The following is a 14,201-nucleotide window of genomic DNA, read 5'->3' as shown; positions in this document are numbered from 1 at the left end:
CTATTAAAATGACTCAATCAGAATTCCGATACGCGCATCATCCAAACGATGCCAAAAATTACACAACAGAAGATCTAAGAAGAGAATTTCTAATCAACGATTTGTTCGTAGAAAACCAGATCAAATTGGTTTACACAATGTACGACCGTTTGATCGTTGGTGGAATTATGCCAGTTGATAAGGCTCTAACTTTAGAAACCATCGACGAATTAAAAGCACCTTACTTTCTTGAAAGAAGAGAATTAGGAATTATCAACGTTGGCGGAAAAGGAAAAGTGACTGTAGACGGATCGGTTTACGAACTTAATAATAAGGAGGCCTTATATATAGGAAAAGGAAACAAGGAAGTGACATTCGAAGCTTCAAACGGCGAACAACCTTATTTCTATATTAATTCTGCACCAGCTCACCACGCTTTTCCAACTAAGAAAATTACAAAAGATGAAGCGGAGATCGTAGAATTAGGCGATGCAAAATATGCAAACAGAAGAACCATCAACAAATTGATTGTGAACAGCGTTCTGGAAACTTGCCAACTACAAATGGGAATGACCGAATTACACGAAGGAAGCGTTTGGAACACAATGCCATCTCACACGCACACCAGAAGAATGGAAGCTTACTTCTATTTCGATCTGGAAGAAGGTCAGACCATTTCACATTTTATGGGACAACCTACGGAGACACGCCACATTTTTCTTAAAAATAGAGATGCAGTGATCTCTCCGGAATGGTCTATCCACTCTGGTGTTGGGACTTCCAACTACAGTTTTATCTGGGGAATGGCAGGAGAAAATATGGATTACGGCGATATGGATGCTGTAAAAACTGACGAATTAAAATAATTATGACAAATTTATTCGACTTAACAGGAAAAGTAGCTTTAATCACCGGTGGAACACACGGTCTTGGTTTGGCAATGGCAGAAGGTTTGGGATCGGCAGGTGCAGAACTTGTGGTGACCAGCACTACGCCATCCAAATTGGAAGAAGCTGTAAAATACTATCAATCAAAAGGTTTCAAAGCAACAGGTTACATTTTTGATGTGACCGATGAGAAACAAGCTTCTGAAAAAGTAGCAGAGATCGAAGCAAATCACAAACAGATCGACATCCTTATTAATAATGCCGGAATCATTAAAAGAATTCCAGCTTTGGAAATGGAAGTTTCTGATTTCCGAAAAGTGATCGATGTAGATTTGACTGGACCTTTCATTATGTCACAATTGGTGGCGAGAAATATGATCAAAAGAAGATCCGGAAAGATCATCAACATCTGTTCTATGATGAGCGAATTGGGCCGTGACAACGTTGTGGCTTACGCTTCTGCCAAAGGAGGATTGAAAATGCTGACCAAAAATCTGGCGACAGAATGGGCAAAACACAACATCCAGGTGAACGGAATTGGTCCTGGATATTTTGCAACGTCTCAAACTGAACCAATCCGAGTTGACGGACATCCCTTCAACGAATTCATTATCAGCAGAACACCGGAAGGTCGTTGGGGAAATCCAGAAGATCTTGCCGGAACCGCTATTTTCTTAGGTTCAGAAGCCAGTAATTTCATCAACGGACAAATCATCTACGTTGATGGCGGAATCTTAGCAACCATCGGAAAACCATCCAACGAATAAATCAGTCTATCATCTATTCGTCTATTATCTCTTAGTCTATCATCAAAAATCTCATTATGAGTACAAAACCATTTATCACAGATACTTTTTTATTACAAAATAAATTCGCTGAAGAGTTGTATTTCAATTTTGCAGAAAAACAGCCGATCATCGATTACCACAACCATTTATCTCCAAAAGAAATCGCGGAAAATCGCCAGTTCGAGAATATTTCTCAAGCTTGGATCGGTGGCGATCACTACAAATGGAGAGCAATGAGAACTTTGGGTGTGAACGAAAAATTCATCACCGGCGATGCATCTGATAAAGAAAAATTCCAAGCTTGGGCAAAAACAGTTCCTCACACCTTGAGAAATCCTCTGTTCCACTGGACGCATTTGGAATTGGCAAGATATTTTGACGTTTATGATTTGCTTAATGAGAAAAATGCAGATCAAGTTTACGAAAACATTTCGGCACAACTTCAAACGCCAGAGAAATCCGTTCAAGGTTTGCTCAAAATGAGAAATGTGGAAACACTTTGTACCACAGAAGATCCAACTGACATTTTGAATTATCACCAAGACTTGGCAAAAAGCGATTTCAGCATCAAAGTAAGCACCGCTTTCCGTCCTGACAAAGCAATTTTGATCGAGAACGATGACTACAACGCTTACGTTCAAAAATTAGGCGAATCTGCAGGCATCGAGATAAATTCTTACCAAACGCTTTGCGACGCCTTGTCAAAAAGAGCAACATTCTTCAACGAAAACGGTTGCAAACTGTCAGACCACGGACTGAACAACGTTTCTTTCCAAAATGCTACAGAAGCAGAAATCAACGCCATTTTCGAGATAAAACTAAAAGGAGAAACGTTGACACCTCACCAGATCGAGCAATTCAAAACCGCAATTTTGTTGTTCTTAGGCGAGACTTACCACCAGTTAGGCTGGGTTCAGCAATTCCACGTTGGCGCGCTTAGAAACAACAATGCAAGAATGCTGAAAGTTTTAGGACCAGACACAGGTTGGGATTCTATCGGAGATTTTTCTCAGGCAGAAAACCTGTCAAAATTCCTGAACGCTTTGGATTCTAAAGACAAATTAACAAAGACAATCATCTATAATCTCAATCCTGCCGACAACGAAGTGATGGCAACAATGATTGGGAATTTCAACGACGGTTCTGTGAAAGGAAAAGTACAATTCGGTTCCGGATGGTGGTTTTTGGATCAAAAGGACGGGATGGAAAAACAAATGAATGCCCTTTCAAATATGGGACTTATCAGCTGTTTCATCGGAATGTTGACAGACTCTAGAAGTTTCCTATCTTTCCCAAGACACGAGTATTTCCGTAGAGTTTTGTGTAACTTGTTAGGAAAGGAAATCGAAACCGGAGAATTACCACACGATATGGATCTGGTTGGAAAAATGGTCAGCAACATCTGCTACCACAATGCGAAAGAATATTTCAGCTTTTAAAATAAACTAGTAGTAAGGTGACCCGTAGGGTTAAATATTAGTAGCCGTAGGTGAAACCTATGGAGCTTATACAGGAAAATTATGAAAACAGAACATACACCACAAACATTCTACAAATCCGATTCTACAGAATGGGAAAAAATAGACAAATACATCGACCGACAGATTGTTGGCTACGACAATTCTGTAATGATGGTGAATGTCCGTTTCAAAAAAGGAGGTATTGGCTATGCACATCAACATCCACACATTCAGGTAACTTACGTTTCTGAAGGAAGTTTTGAAGTCACCATCGGCAAAGAAAAAACAACCTTGAAAAAAGGTGATTCATTTTTCGTACCTTCAAATATTATTCACGGCGTGGTCTGTCTCGAAGACGGAATCTTGGTTGATGTTTTCAGCCCGCACAGAGAAGATTTTATAAAATAAAAATCAAACCTTCAAGGTTTTAAAAACCTTGAAGGTTTAGCAAAAATATAAATTAATGGGCAAAGTAGTAAGCTTTGGAGAAGTGATCATGCGATTGTCACCTGCCAACAACAGGATGATGAAGCAAAGCAACGAGATGGAATTCTTTTTCGGAGGCACAGAACTGAACGTTGCGGCGTCACTGGCGACAATGGGTTGTGACGTAAAACACGTGAGCGTTGTTTCTGATGATTTCGTTGGAGAATCTGCGATTTCATCCATCAAAAGTTATGGAATAGATACCACTCACATTGCAAAAAACGAGCATCCTTTGGGATTGTATTTTCTTGAAGTTGGTTCATCTGTTCGTGCTTCCAGAATTGCTTACAACCGTTTGAATGGTTCATTTGCAAATATCAATCCAAACCAGATCGACTGGGAAAAAGCTTTGGAAGGTGCAGACTATTTCCATTGGACAGGAATCTCTCCAGGAATTTCGGAGAGTGCTTACATTGCTTTGAAACAAGGTTTGAAAACTGCCAACGAAAAAGGTATTGAAATAACAGCTGACCCAGCTTACCGATCCAACCTTTGGAAATATGGAAAAGAAGGCTTCGAAGTTTTGAAAGAATTGGTGTCCTACTCCACTATTTTTATCGGTGGCGTGAATGAGATCAACGAGATCATCGGAACAAAATTCTCTTCTGACAAAGATAGTTTCATCGAGGCTTGTAAAGAGTTTCAGAAGCAAATGCCTTCTATCAAAAAGATATTTGACAAAGTGAGAGTCGGTGCCAGCGCAAGTACTCAGGAAACTCAAGGAAGAGCTTGGGCAAACGAAACGTACTTCGAATCTGAACCAATCGAAATCCTTCAAGTTGTAGATAGAATCGGAACTGGCGATGCGTTCGCTGCAGGTTTGATCTATGGTCTATTAAACTTTGATGATGAAACTGCACTTAAATTTGGTAACGCAGCTTGTGCGATTAAACACACGGTTCCTGGCGACATCAACCATTGTAGCGCTTCTGACATTTTGGATGTGATGAACGGCGACAAGGGCGGAAGAATCAAGAGATAATTTAGAAAAAATGATCATAGATACATTAGAAAACGCTTCTCAATATTTTTTGCTAAATCCATTATTTGAAAAAGCTTTCGACTATTTAAAAAACAAGAATTTAGATTCTTTAGAAGTTGGGGTTACAGAGATTCAGGAAGATCTTAAAATGATTGTTTTTGATGAAATGGCCAAAACAAAAGAAGAAAGTCTTTCCAAATTCGAATGTCATAATCAAAATATCGATATTCAAATTTGTCTGAAGGGAATAGAAAATATTGGTTGGAAACCAAGGCAAAAATGCACAAACCCGATCGGAGAATACAATGCAGAAAAAGATGTTCTTTTTTACAATGATGATCCGGATATGTTTTTCCAATTAAACGATAATCAGTTTGCTATTTTTTATCCAAATGATGTCCACGCACCGATGATTGGAAACGGCTTCATTAGAAAAATAGTTTTTAAAGTAAAAATTTAAGAAAAATGACAAAGATTCAATTAGTTACCAATGCGATCATCAACCAAGGTATTTTGCCTTTGTATTACAACGCAGACGAAACGGTAACTCTCGACATACTGAAAGCACTTTACAAAGCTGGAATCCGTGCTGTAGAATATACAAGCAGAGGCGAAAACGCACTTTCGAATTTCACCAAAATGGTAGAATTGAGAAATGCCGAAATGCCAGAAATGCTTTTAGGAATCGGAACAATCAAGAATTTGGTGCAGGCAGATTCTTATGTAAAAGCTGGCGCAGATTTCTTTATCAGTCCAGGATTTGTATCAGAAGTTGCAGAATTTTTGATCTCCAAACATTTGCTTTATAGCCCAGGTTGTATGACGCCAACGGACATCATCGCAGCAGAAAATGCAGGCGTGACTTTCGTGAAACTATTCCCAGGAAATGCTTTAGGTCCAGGTTTTATGAGTGCGATAAAAGATGTGTTTCCTAATTTAGTTTTTATGCCAACCGGCGGTGTTGACACCACCAAAGAAAGCATCGAAAGCTGGTTCAAAGCTGGTGTTTCTGCTGTTGGAATGGGAAGCAAATTGGTTAGCAAAGAATTGATGGCTTCAAAAGATTACGCAACCATAGAAAACGAAACCAAAAAAGTTTTAGAGATCATCAAATCGATAAAAGCCTCTTAAAAATAAAAAACACAACCAAATCATTCAAATATGAATCAATCTACAACCACAAAACCGACCACTTTCAGATGGACCATCGTTGGTTTGCTTTTCTTGGCAACCACGGTAAACTATCTGGACAGGCAAGTTCTATCTTTGACTTGGAAAGATTTTATTGCACCAGAATTCCACTGGGACAATAATGATTATGGTAACATCACCGCATTGTTCTCGATTTTCTATGCTGCAAGCATGATCTTCGCAGGAAAATTTGTGGATTGGATGGACACCAAAAAAGGTTTTCTTTGGGCAATCGGAGTTTGGTCTGTGGGTGCGGTTTTACACGCGTTTTGTGGTATTGCGACATCTGGAATCATATTAGGCGATTGGTTTGTAAGTTTCGAAGGTGCAAAACACAACATTGCTACAGTCAAAGATGTCTCCCGAGTCATCAATGTGAGTGTTGCCTTGTTCATTTTTGCAAGATTGATCTTGGCAATTGGTGAAGCTGGAAACTTTCCTGCTGCCATCAAGACTACGGCAGAATATTTCCCTAAAAAAGACAGAGCCTTGGCAACCAGTATTTTCAACGCTGGTGCAACAGTTGGAGCGCTTGCGGCGCCGATTTCTATTCCTTTTATTGCGCAGGCTTTAGGTTGGGAGATGGCGTTTATCATCATTGGTGCCTTAGGATTTTTGTGGATGGGAATTTGGATCTTCTACTACAAAAAACCACACGAGCATCCAAAAGTAAATGAGCACGAACTCAACTACATCAATCAAGATATCGATAAGACAATAGTAGAAGATCTGTCTGAGCCGAAAACAACTTTTACGTTGGCGCAATGTTTCAAATACAGACAAACTTGGGCTTTTGCCTTCGGTAAATTTATGACAGATGGCGTTTGGTGGTTCTACCTTTTCTGGACACCAGCTTATCTAAGTTCAGTTTACGGAATGGACAGTACGCAGAGTGCATTTCCACTGTTCGTACTATATATGATTACTTTGGTATCCATCGTTGGTGGTTGGCTTCCGACTTACTTTGTAGAAAAGAAAGGAATGAACCCTTATTCTGGTCGTATGAAAGCGATGTTGATCTTCGCATTCTTCCCATTGTTGGCATTATTGGCACAATCTACAGGTAAAGTCTCTTACTGGTTCCCAGTACTGATCATTGGTATTGCAGGTGCGGCACATCAGGCTTGGTCCGCGAATATCTTCTCCACTGTTGGTGATATGTTCCCTAAAAAAGCAATTGCAACCATTACAGGAATTGGTGGATTGGCAGGCGGAATCGGTTCTACAATTATCAATAAAAGTTCTGGTCTATTGTTCGACTATTCGCACAAAGCTTGGACAACTGTAGATGGGGTTCCACTTTTGGAAAAATTTCCTCAATACGCAGAACAACGTTTGCCGGAAGGTTTTTTTGAACAATTACAAAAATCTGGTGCCGTGGTTTCAGACGGTATCGACAAAGGATATATGATTATTTTCTCATTCTGTGCAGTGGCTTATTTGATTGCGTGGTTTGTAATGAAATCATTGGTTCCTACTTATAAAATTATTAAAGAATAAAGAAAATGGAATATCAGACAAAACAAAAACTTAGCCGTGAAAACACAGCTTTGACGGAGAAACTACCGATAAAATTTTTACAATTTGGAGAAGGAAACTTCTTGCGTGCCTTTGTTGATTATTTGATTGACAAGATGAACAAAGAAGCTGGCTTCAATGCTGGTGTTGCCGTTGTTCAACCAACGCAAGGTGGACTTGTGGATATGCTGGAAGAGCAAAATAACCTTTATACACTTTTTGTAAGAGGTGTGAAGAAAGGTCAAATTGTGGACGACCAAAGCGTGATCTCCGCAATTCAAAGATCTTTGAGTCCTTACGAGCATTATCAAGAATATCTAGATCTAGCGAAAGGGGAAGATTTACAATTCATCTTATCCAATACAACTGAGGCAGGAATTGCTTTTGACGAGTCCGAAACTTCTTTGGAAGCTGGACCTCACAAGAATTTCCCTGCAAAAGTGACTGCTTTCCTTTACGAAAGATTCAAGCATTTCAATGGTGCAGATGACAAAGGTCTTCACATCATTCCTTGTGAATTGATCGAGAATAATGGATTGACATTAAAAAAATATATCCTTCAATACGCTCAACTTTGGAATCTTGAAGAAGGTTTCTCTGCTTGGGTAGAAAACAGCAACTCTTTTCACAACACTTTGGTGGACAGAATCGTACCTGGATATCCAAGAGAAGAAAAAGACGAATACGAAGCTAAATTTGATTATGATGATAGTCTGATGGTGGTTTGCGAAGCGTTCCTACTTTGGGTGATCGAAGGTGATGACAAGTTAAGAGCCTTGATTCCATTTGATAAAATCGACGACCAGGTTTTGATCGTGGATGATATCACGCCGTACAGAACCAGAAAAGTAAGAATCCTAAATGGTGCTCACACCGCAATGTTGGCATTCTCTATACTAGATGGAAAAGAAACTGTGAAAGAAGCCATCGACGCAGATTTCGCTGGAAAATGGATCAGCGATACGGTTTATAACGAAATCATTCCAACTTTAGATTTATCAAAAGAAGAATTGACGGCTTTCGCTGAGGAAGTTTTTGACAGATTCAGAAATCCATTTTTGAAACATCAGCTTTCCAGTATTGCATTGAACTCAATTGCGAAATTCAAAGTGAGAGTATTGCCAAGTTTGTTGCAATATGTTGAAGATAAAAAAGAATTGCCTGTAAACTTGACATTTGCCCTTGCAGCATTGATCAGATTCTACCAAGGTGAATTCAACGGAAAACAACTTCCAGTGATGGATGATGCGCCGGTTGTAAAAAGATTCAACGAGATCTGGGCGACTAACGATCTTGGAGAAGTAGCAAAAGCAACTTTGTCTGAAATCAGTTTCTGGGATCAGGATCTTACGGAAGTTCCGGGACTATTGGAATCTGTGACCAAAGCGTTGGGTGCAATCGATTCCAAAGGGATTGAGGAAGGTTATAAAAATTTCATTCAGTAGTATTTATTTGGCTTCGAGAGCCTCAGCCTGACAAAAGCTGATAAATTTCTATCACTCTGACTGTGTGAAAGAATTTTACAAATCCGCAGCCCGACTTGAGCGGACTCTTTGAGAACCTCAGAGTGGCAATTGGAAGCGGAAGACGGAAAAGCTGCCCAAATAATTATTAAATGACAAACAATTAATTTTTAAAATACTTAAAAATTATGAAAAAAGTATTAAAAGTAAATCCAAAAGACAACGTTGTTGTAGCGCTGATGGACTTGTACGAAGGTGAATTCGTCGAGTTAGACGGTACGCCGTATCAGGTTCTGAAGGATACTAAAGCAAAACATAAATTCGCCGGAGAAGATTTCGAAAGCGGAGACCACATCATCATGTATGGTGTTATAGTTGGGAAAGCCAATCAGTCTATCAAAAAGGGCGAAGTCATTACCACAGAAAATGTGAAGCACGAGAGCGAACCAGTTTTCAAAAAAACAGGAGATCTTGGCTGGACACCTCCAAATGTTGACAAGTGGAAAGACAAAACGTTTAATGGTTATCACCGTTCTGACGGACAAGTTGGAACCAAAAATGTCTGGTTGTTCTTCCCTTTGGTGTTCTGTGAAAATAAGAATATCGAGAAACTGAAAGACATCTTCGAAAACGAACTGTTGCCGAAGAAAGAGGTTTCCTACAAGAACTTCCTACGCTCTTTGATTGAGGAAAAAAACATTGCAGAGATAGAAGACAACTCAAGAAATGAGAATCTTCTGGAAAATATCGAGGTAAAATTCATCAATCACCAAGGTGGCTGTGGTGGTATCAGACAAGATTCGGAACTGTTGGCAAAGTTGCTTGCAGGTTATGTGAACAACCCGAATGTAGCTGGTGCAACAGTTTTGAGTTTAGGCTGTCAGAATCTTCAGGTTGATATTTTTCAAAATGCTTTGAAGGAAATGAGTCCGAACAGCGACAAGGAAATCTTGGTCTTCGAACAACAGAAAATCGGAACTACAGATAAGATGTTCCAAATGGTGATCAAAGATTCTTTCGAAGCTATCAAAAGAGCCAATAAAATCGAACGTCAACCGGCACCAGTTTCTAAAATAAGTATTGGTTTGGAATGTGGTGGATCCGATGGATTCTCAGGAATATCTGCCAATCCTGCTTTGGGCGTTGTGTCCGATATTTTTGCCGCGTTGGGCGGAAAAACAATCTTGGCAGAATTTCCGGAATTGTGCGGTGTAGAACAGGAGTTGATGAACAGATGCGTTGATGAGGAAAAAGCAGACAAGTTCTTAACATTAATGAAGGCTTTCGAAAAATCCGTTGTAGATGCAGGTTCAGGATTTGATATGAATCCATCGCCAGGAAATATCAAAGACGGATTGATCACTGACGCGATGAAATCTGCAGGCGCTTCCAAAAAAGGGGGAACTGCACCGATCGTCGATGTTTTGGACTATGGGGAATATATTTCGAAACCAGGTCTGAATCTTTTGAACACGCCAGGAAACGATGCAGAATGTACCACAGGTTTGGTTGGCGCAGGCGCAACAGTTGTTTTGTTCACCACAGGTTTAGGAAATCCGATGGGAAATCCGATTGCTCCGGTTGTCAAAATATCTTCTAACACAGCATTGATTAACAGAATGTCGGACATCATCGACGTGAATGCAGGAACTGTGATCACAGGCGAAAAAAGCATTCAGGAAGTTGGTGAGGAGATCGTAGATTATATTATCGAATTGGCAAGTGGCAACGTTGAAACAAAAGCAGACCAACTGAAACAGGATGTATTTATCCCTTGGAAACGAGGGGTGTCATTATAATTTTTTTGAATTTTAAGGTTTTTATTAAGAGCATTCTTTTCGGAGAGTGCTCTTTTTTATTACAACCAAACAAATAAAAAGCCTCCAAAATCTAATTTGAAGGCTTTAATTTTAAGATTTGAAAAAGATTATTTCTTGATAAATTTCTCTTGGTAAACGGCTTTGTTAGTTACAATCCTCAGGATATAATTTCCTTTCGTGAGAGAATTAACATTGAGTTGTCCATTTACAATTTTAGCATTGATCTGTTTTCCGGTCGCATCAAATATGGAAACTTCAAGAACTTTGTCTAGCGTTTTAATATTCAAAATTTCTGTCGTTGGATTCGGATAGATACTTAAATCTATTTTTTTAACATCAGCCGTAGCAGCCAGAGATGACGAGATAACGGTCAACGTCTTTTCCACCACCTTTCCATTGGAATTAAAACTAATAAGCAGATTTGCTGTTCCGGCATTTTGAGGTGTCAGAACCAATTCATCATCCGCATTCACCTCAGCCAAAACTGCTATAGGATTACTATTCGATTTGATTGATTTTACAATCGCTGAAGACAAATTATCTTCATCGGAAACCACAGTTTTCAAATCGATTTTCATCACACCACTCAAAGTCGTTTCTGTTGGAAAAGCAGAAGCCACAACCGGCAAATTATTGTCTGGGAAAACCGTTACTGCTGGAAACCAATAATAATCATTCAAGGTTTTTGTGCTTAGCAAAGCTCCAGTGTTATCATAGGTGTGAATCCAGTTTTTTTGGTAATGTGCGCCATAACCGCTTTCTGTAGTGTTCAAAATCAATCTGTCAGAAACCGGATCAACTCTCAAAGCTGCACCGTACGGGATTTGTTTGTAAGTACCGTCTTGTCCTGGAATGGTGATGAAATTATCAACAAGCGTTTTTGTTGTCACATCAAACTTGATCACCTTTGCACCTGAAGTGAATGCATTCACAGAGTTCATCCAATACAATGCATTCTGCTGATTACTGTAAGTGAAGCTTCCTGCATTCCAAGCGCCCCAAGAACCAAGATACTGACTTGCAGTTGAAAGCGCATACTCTGTCGTTGTAAAAGTGGTTGGATTGATGTTGACCAATTTTTGATTTTGAATCGCCCAAACACTTCCGTCTTTTGCTTGAACAATTGAATGGAAGGCACCAGAAATTGTCTTGACTAAAGCATTGGTCTTAGGATCGATAATCAATACGCCTGCATTTTGCTTCACCGCAAAAACATATTGCGAAGTTCTTATCATATTGCCGATCTGTCCTGCGTATTGACTTCCGCCACCAGTTCCTGTGATCACACTTCCGACTTGAAGATTTTCTATATCAAAAGTAAAGATACCATTGGAAGCTCCGATGTAACCAAGTTTATCATTTACACCTACGAAAGATCTACCGTCTCCTCCACCGATGTTATCAAAACCTTTGATCTTCTCCATCGTCGTAGCATTTGCAATCACCAATCTTCCGCCAGGTGTGTATTGTGTATCACCACCATCAGCTGCTTGTTTTGAGATAAAGTAGAATTTGTCTCCGTAAATCGTTCCAAACTGGGTTGTAGCTCCGAAAGCTTGATTGTTATTATTCTCGCTGTAAACTCTGTAATAGATTTGGTCGTTTTCCCCTACAAAATTCACTGAACCGTTGGTATGACCGAACCATTCCTCATTCACCATAAAATAACCTTTGGTAAAATCTGCCTGGGCTGAGTAAGTTGAAACAGGCGTCAAAGTCGAAGAAATATCTGGCGAGTTAAATTCCGGATTATAATTCCAAACATCCCAAGAACCATTTATCAACTGTCTGCTGCTAGCACCTAAACCAGAATAGTCAAAGTCTATATCAGTCGGGTCTTTCACCCAGTAAGACCAATAACCTTTGCTCGTCCAGCCTGCCTGCCAATGGTCATTGGCATCAATCGCTGTATAATTGTCAAAATCATAAGCGGTAGTATTGATAATGCCAGCGACTGGATAAAGTGGATAAGTGACGTTTCCATTATTGTATAGTCCAACAGAGCCTTGTCCGTCACGATCAAAACCCAAACCACCTATCGCCGTTCCAAATTGCGTTCCCTGATACAAAAGTGAGAAAAACCTCTTATCAGTTTTCGCAATGGCTTTCAGCATATCTTCACCCGTTGCGGTGCCATTCCATCTGAAACCCCAAACTAAAGCATCTGGATTTTTGGCATCGTTCCATTGAACTACGAAAGCCGCCTCATTGGTTCCTGTTCCAACCCAATAGACGATGTCATCCAGGCTGAAATCCGATTTTTTGGATTGCGATTTTTTAATTGAGTTCGCTTTGAGATCATTTCTCTGAACTCCTTGAACTGTGACCTGTGCATTGGTAAAAAATGCAAAGAACAACAGCAATGTCAAAAGATAAAACTTTTTCATTTTAATTGTTTTAAAGAATTTTTATTGATTATTTTAAATGTAAGTCGTAAGCGCCGGCTACTTCCGTAGAAACCTCTCCCAGCCATCCCGCTTCCTGATTGATTCCAGTGTAAACTTTCACGAAATCGATTCCGGGAAGTTTGACGTAATTGCCGTTTTTATCAACTGCCCAGGAAATATCGATATTGGAAGCTTCGTCGGTATTCGGAGCGTTGTCTGCATATCCAAAGGCATAAGATTTTCCAACCCAATAAGTTCCGGTTCCGCTTTGGTCATAGTAATTGTTAGCGAGTTTTGTCCCGGCAAATTGATAAGAAGCATCCGTAATCCATAATGGATAATAGCTTTGGATATGGAAAACGTTTCGGGTTTTGTAACCCGAATTTCCCAAATTGTCAGTCCATTTGATATATTCCACATCGTTTTCCCAATATTCGTTTCCGGGAACCGGCAATTTATTTTCGTCGGGTTTGAAGTAATTGATGCTATAATTCTTAATCGTGGTATTTTTGAAATATTCGCTTCCTGCAATCTCGTACCATTCATCTTCATCGGGTTTCCCGTTTTTATTTTTGTCATAAGCCACAAGAATAATTCCCGGCTCACAAGATCCTGCACGCTCGTCCTGAGACAAATCACCCCAAAAGGCATTTCCTAAAATTTTAAAATCTCTGCCATTCATATTTGGAATCGTATGATCGAAACCGAAAATAACATAACCGCCAAATCCTCCCAAAGTAATCATCGAAGGATTGGAGCCGACTAAAGATTGTTTCGCTTTCTGAATCATATCTTCTACTTTGTTTCCCAAAACATATTCCGGGATTTCATTAATAAATTGACCAACTGCTGGACGGAAATCGAAGACGTTGGAAATATACTTGCTGTAAATCGAGGTTTCCTTGCTGACGATGATTTTTGAATTGTAGGTCATAGTTGTTCCATTACTTTCAACTTTCAAAGTCAGAGGATAAGTTTTTGCAAACGGACTTATAAAATCCAAAGCCGAATTTTCTGAAAGCAATGAGTCATTGACACTCCAAGTGAGTTTTGAAGCTCCTGAGATATTAGGATTAATGTTTAAAACTTTGAAGCGGTCTATGGTGTAGAACTCTTTGAGAACTTCTGCAGGAGAAGTTATTTCATCGTTTTCATCGCGATCACTTTTGCAAGCAATGATTCCAATTGTAAAAACTGAAAGCAAAGAGAGTTTTAGGAATTTATTTTTCATTTTCATTGA

The 14,201-nt window shown here is 39.5% G+C and carries 12 protein-coding genes; 10 read left to right on the top strand and 2 right to left on the bottom strand.

Annotated elements, in window-relative coordinates; genetic code table 11:
- The first annotated feature begins 8 nt into the window (after positions 1-8).
- From kduI to IO90_RS06245, 10 genes are all read left to right on the top strand, one after another.
- Positions 9-845 carry a 5-dehydro-4-deoxy-D-glucuronate isomerase gene (gene kduI, locus IO90_RS06290; RefSeq protein ID WP_034965056.1) on the top strand — a complete coding sequence of 279 codons (837 nt, stop codon included), beginning with the start codon at positions 9-11 and terminating at the stop codon, positions 843-845.
- A gap of 2 nt (positions 846-847) precedes the next feature.
- Positions 848-1,633 carry a gluconate 5-dehydrogenase gene (locus tag IO90_RS06285; protein ID WP_034965054.1) on the top strand — a complete coding sequence of 262 codons (786 nt, stop codon included), beginning with the start codon at positions 848-850 and terminating at the stop codon, positions 1,631-1,633.
- Between the two features lie 56 nt (positions 1,634-1,689).
- Positions 1,690-3,093, top strand: a complete 1,404-nt coding sequence (uxaC, locus tag IO90_RS06280; RefSeq protein ID WP_034965053.1) for a glucuronate isomerase — start codon at positions 1,690-1,692, stop codon at positions 3,091-3,093.
- Positions 3,094-3,174: 81 nt separating this feature from the next.
- On the top strand, positions 3,175-3,522 hold the full coding sequence (locus IO90_RS06275) for a cupin domain-containing protein (protein WP_034965051.1): 348 nt from the start codon (positions 3,175-3,177) through the stop codon (positions 3,520-3,522).
- 55 nt (positions 3,523-3,577) lie between these two features.
- Complete coding sequence (locus IO90_RS06270; protein ID WP_034965049.1) at positions 3,578-4,582, top strand: sugar kinase; 1,005 nt, start codon at positions 3,578-3,580, stop codon at positions 4,580-4,582.
- A 10-nt stretch (positions 4,583-4,592) separates the two neighbouring features.
- Positions 4,593-5,042 carry a YhcH/YjgK/YiaL family protein gene (locus IO90_RS06265; RefSeq protein ID WP_034965047.1) on the top strand — a complete coding sequence of 150 codons (450 nt, stop codon included), beginning with the start codon at positions 4,593-4,595 and terminating at the stop codon, positions 5,040-5,042.
- 5 nt (positions 5,043-5,047) lie between these two features.
- The gene (locus tag IO90_RS06260; RefSeq protein WP_034965045.1) at positions 5,048-5,713 is read left to right on the top strand and encodes a ketohydroxyglutarate aldolase; all 666 of its coding nucleotides are present in this window, start codon (positions 5,048-5,050) and stop codon (positions 5,711-5,713) included.
- A gap of 30 nt (positions 5,714-5,743) precedes the next feature.
- On the top strand, positions 5,744-7,273 hold the full coding sequence (locus IO90_RS06255) for an MFS transporter (RefSeq protein WP_034965043.1): 1,530 nt from the start codon (positions 5,744-5,746) through the stop codon (positions 7,271-7,273).
- A 5-nt stretch (positions 7,274-7,278) separates the two neighbouring features.
- Positions 7,279-8,736: a tagaturonate reductase gene (locus IO90_RS06250; protein WP_034965041.1), complete on the top strand. Its 1,458-nt coding sequence runs from the start codon at positions 7,279-7,281 to the stop codon at positions 8,734-8,736.
- A gap of 206 nt (positions 8,737-8,942) precedes the next feature.
- Positions 8,943-10,553, top strand: coding sequence for a UxaA family hydrolase (locus IO90_RS06245; RefSeq protein ID WP_410492585.1), 1,611 nt, complete (start codon positions 8,943-8,945; stop codon positions 10,551-10,553).
- A gap of 128 nt (positions 10,554-10,681) precedes the next feature.
- On the opposite strand, the gene IO90_RS06240 is transcribed toward IO90_RS06245, so the two are convergent.
- A complete protein-coding gene (locus IO90_RS06240; RefSeq protein ID WP_034965038.1) occupies positions 10,682-12,961 on the bottom strand; it encodes a DUF5074 domain-containing protein in 2,280 nt (759 codons plus the stop codon).
- 28 nt (positions 12,962-12,989) lie between these two features.
- Positions 12,990-14,192 (bottom strand): hypothetical protein, encoded by a 1,203-nt coding sequence (locus IO90_RS06235; protein WP_034965306.1) that lies wholly within the window; start codon positions 14,190-14,192, stop codon positions 12,990-12,992.
- Between the last annotated feature and the right edge of the window lie 9 nt (positions 14,193-14,201).

Source organism: Chryseobacterium sp. FH1 (assembly GCF_000735135.1).
Taxonomy (GTDB): domain Bacteria; phylum Bacteroidota; class Bacteroidia; order Flavobacteriales; family Weeksellaceae; genus Epilithonimonas.
The sequence above is the reverse complement of the archived record's forward strand: the minus strand, read 5'-3'. Positions and strand labels throughout refer to the sequence as shown.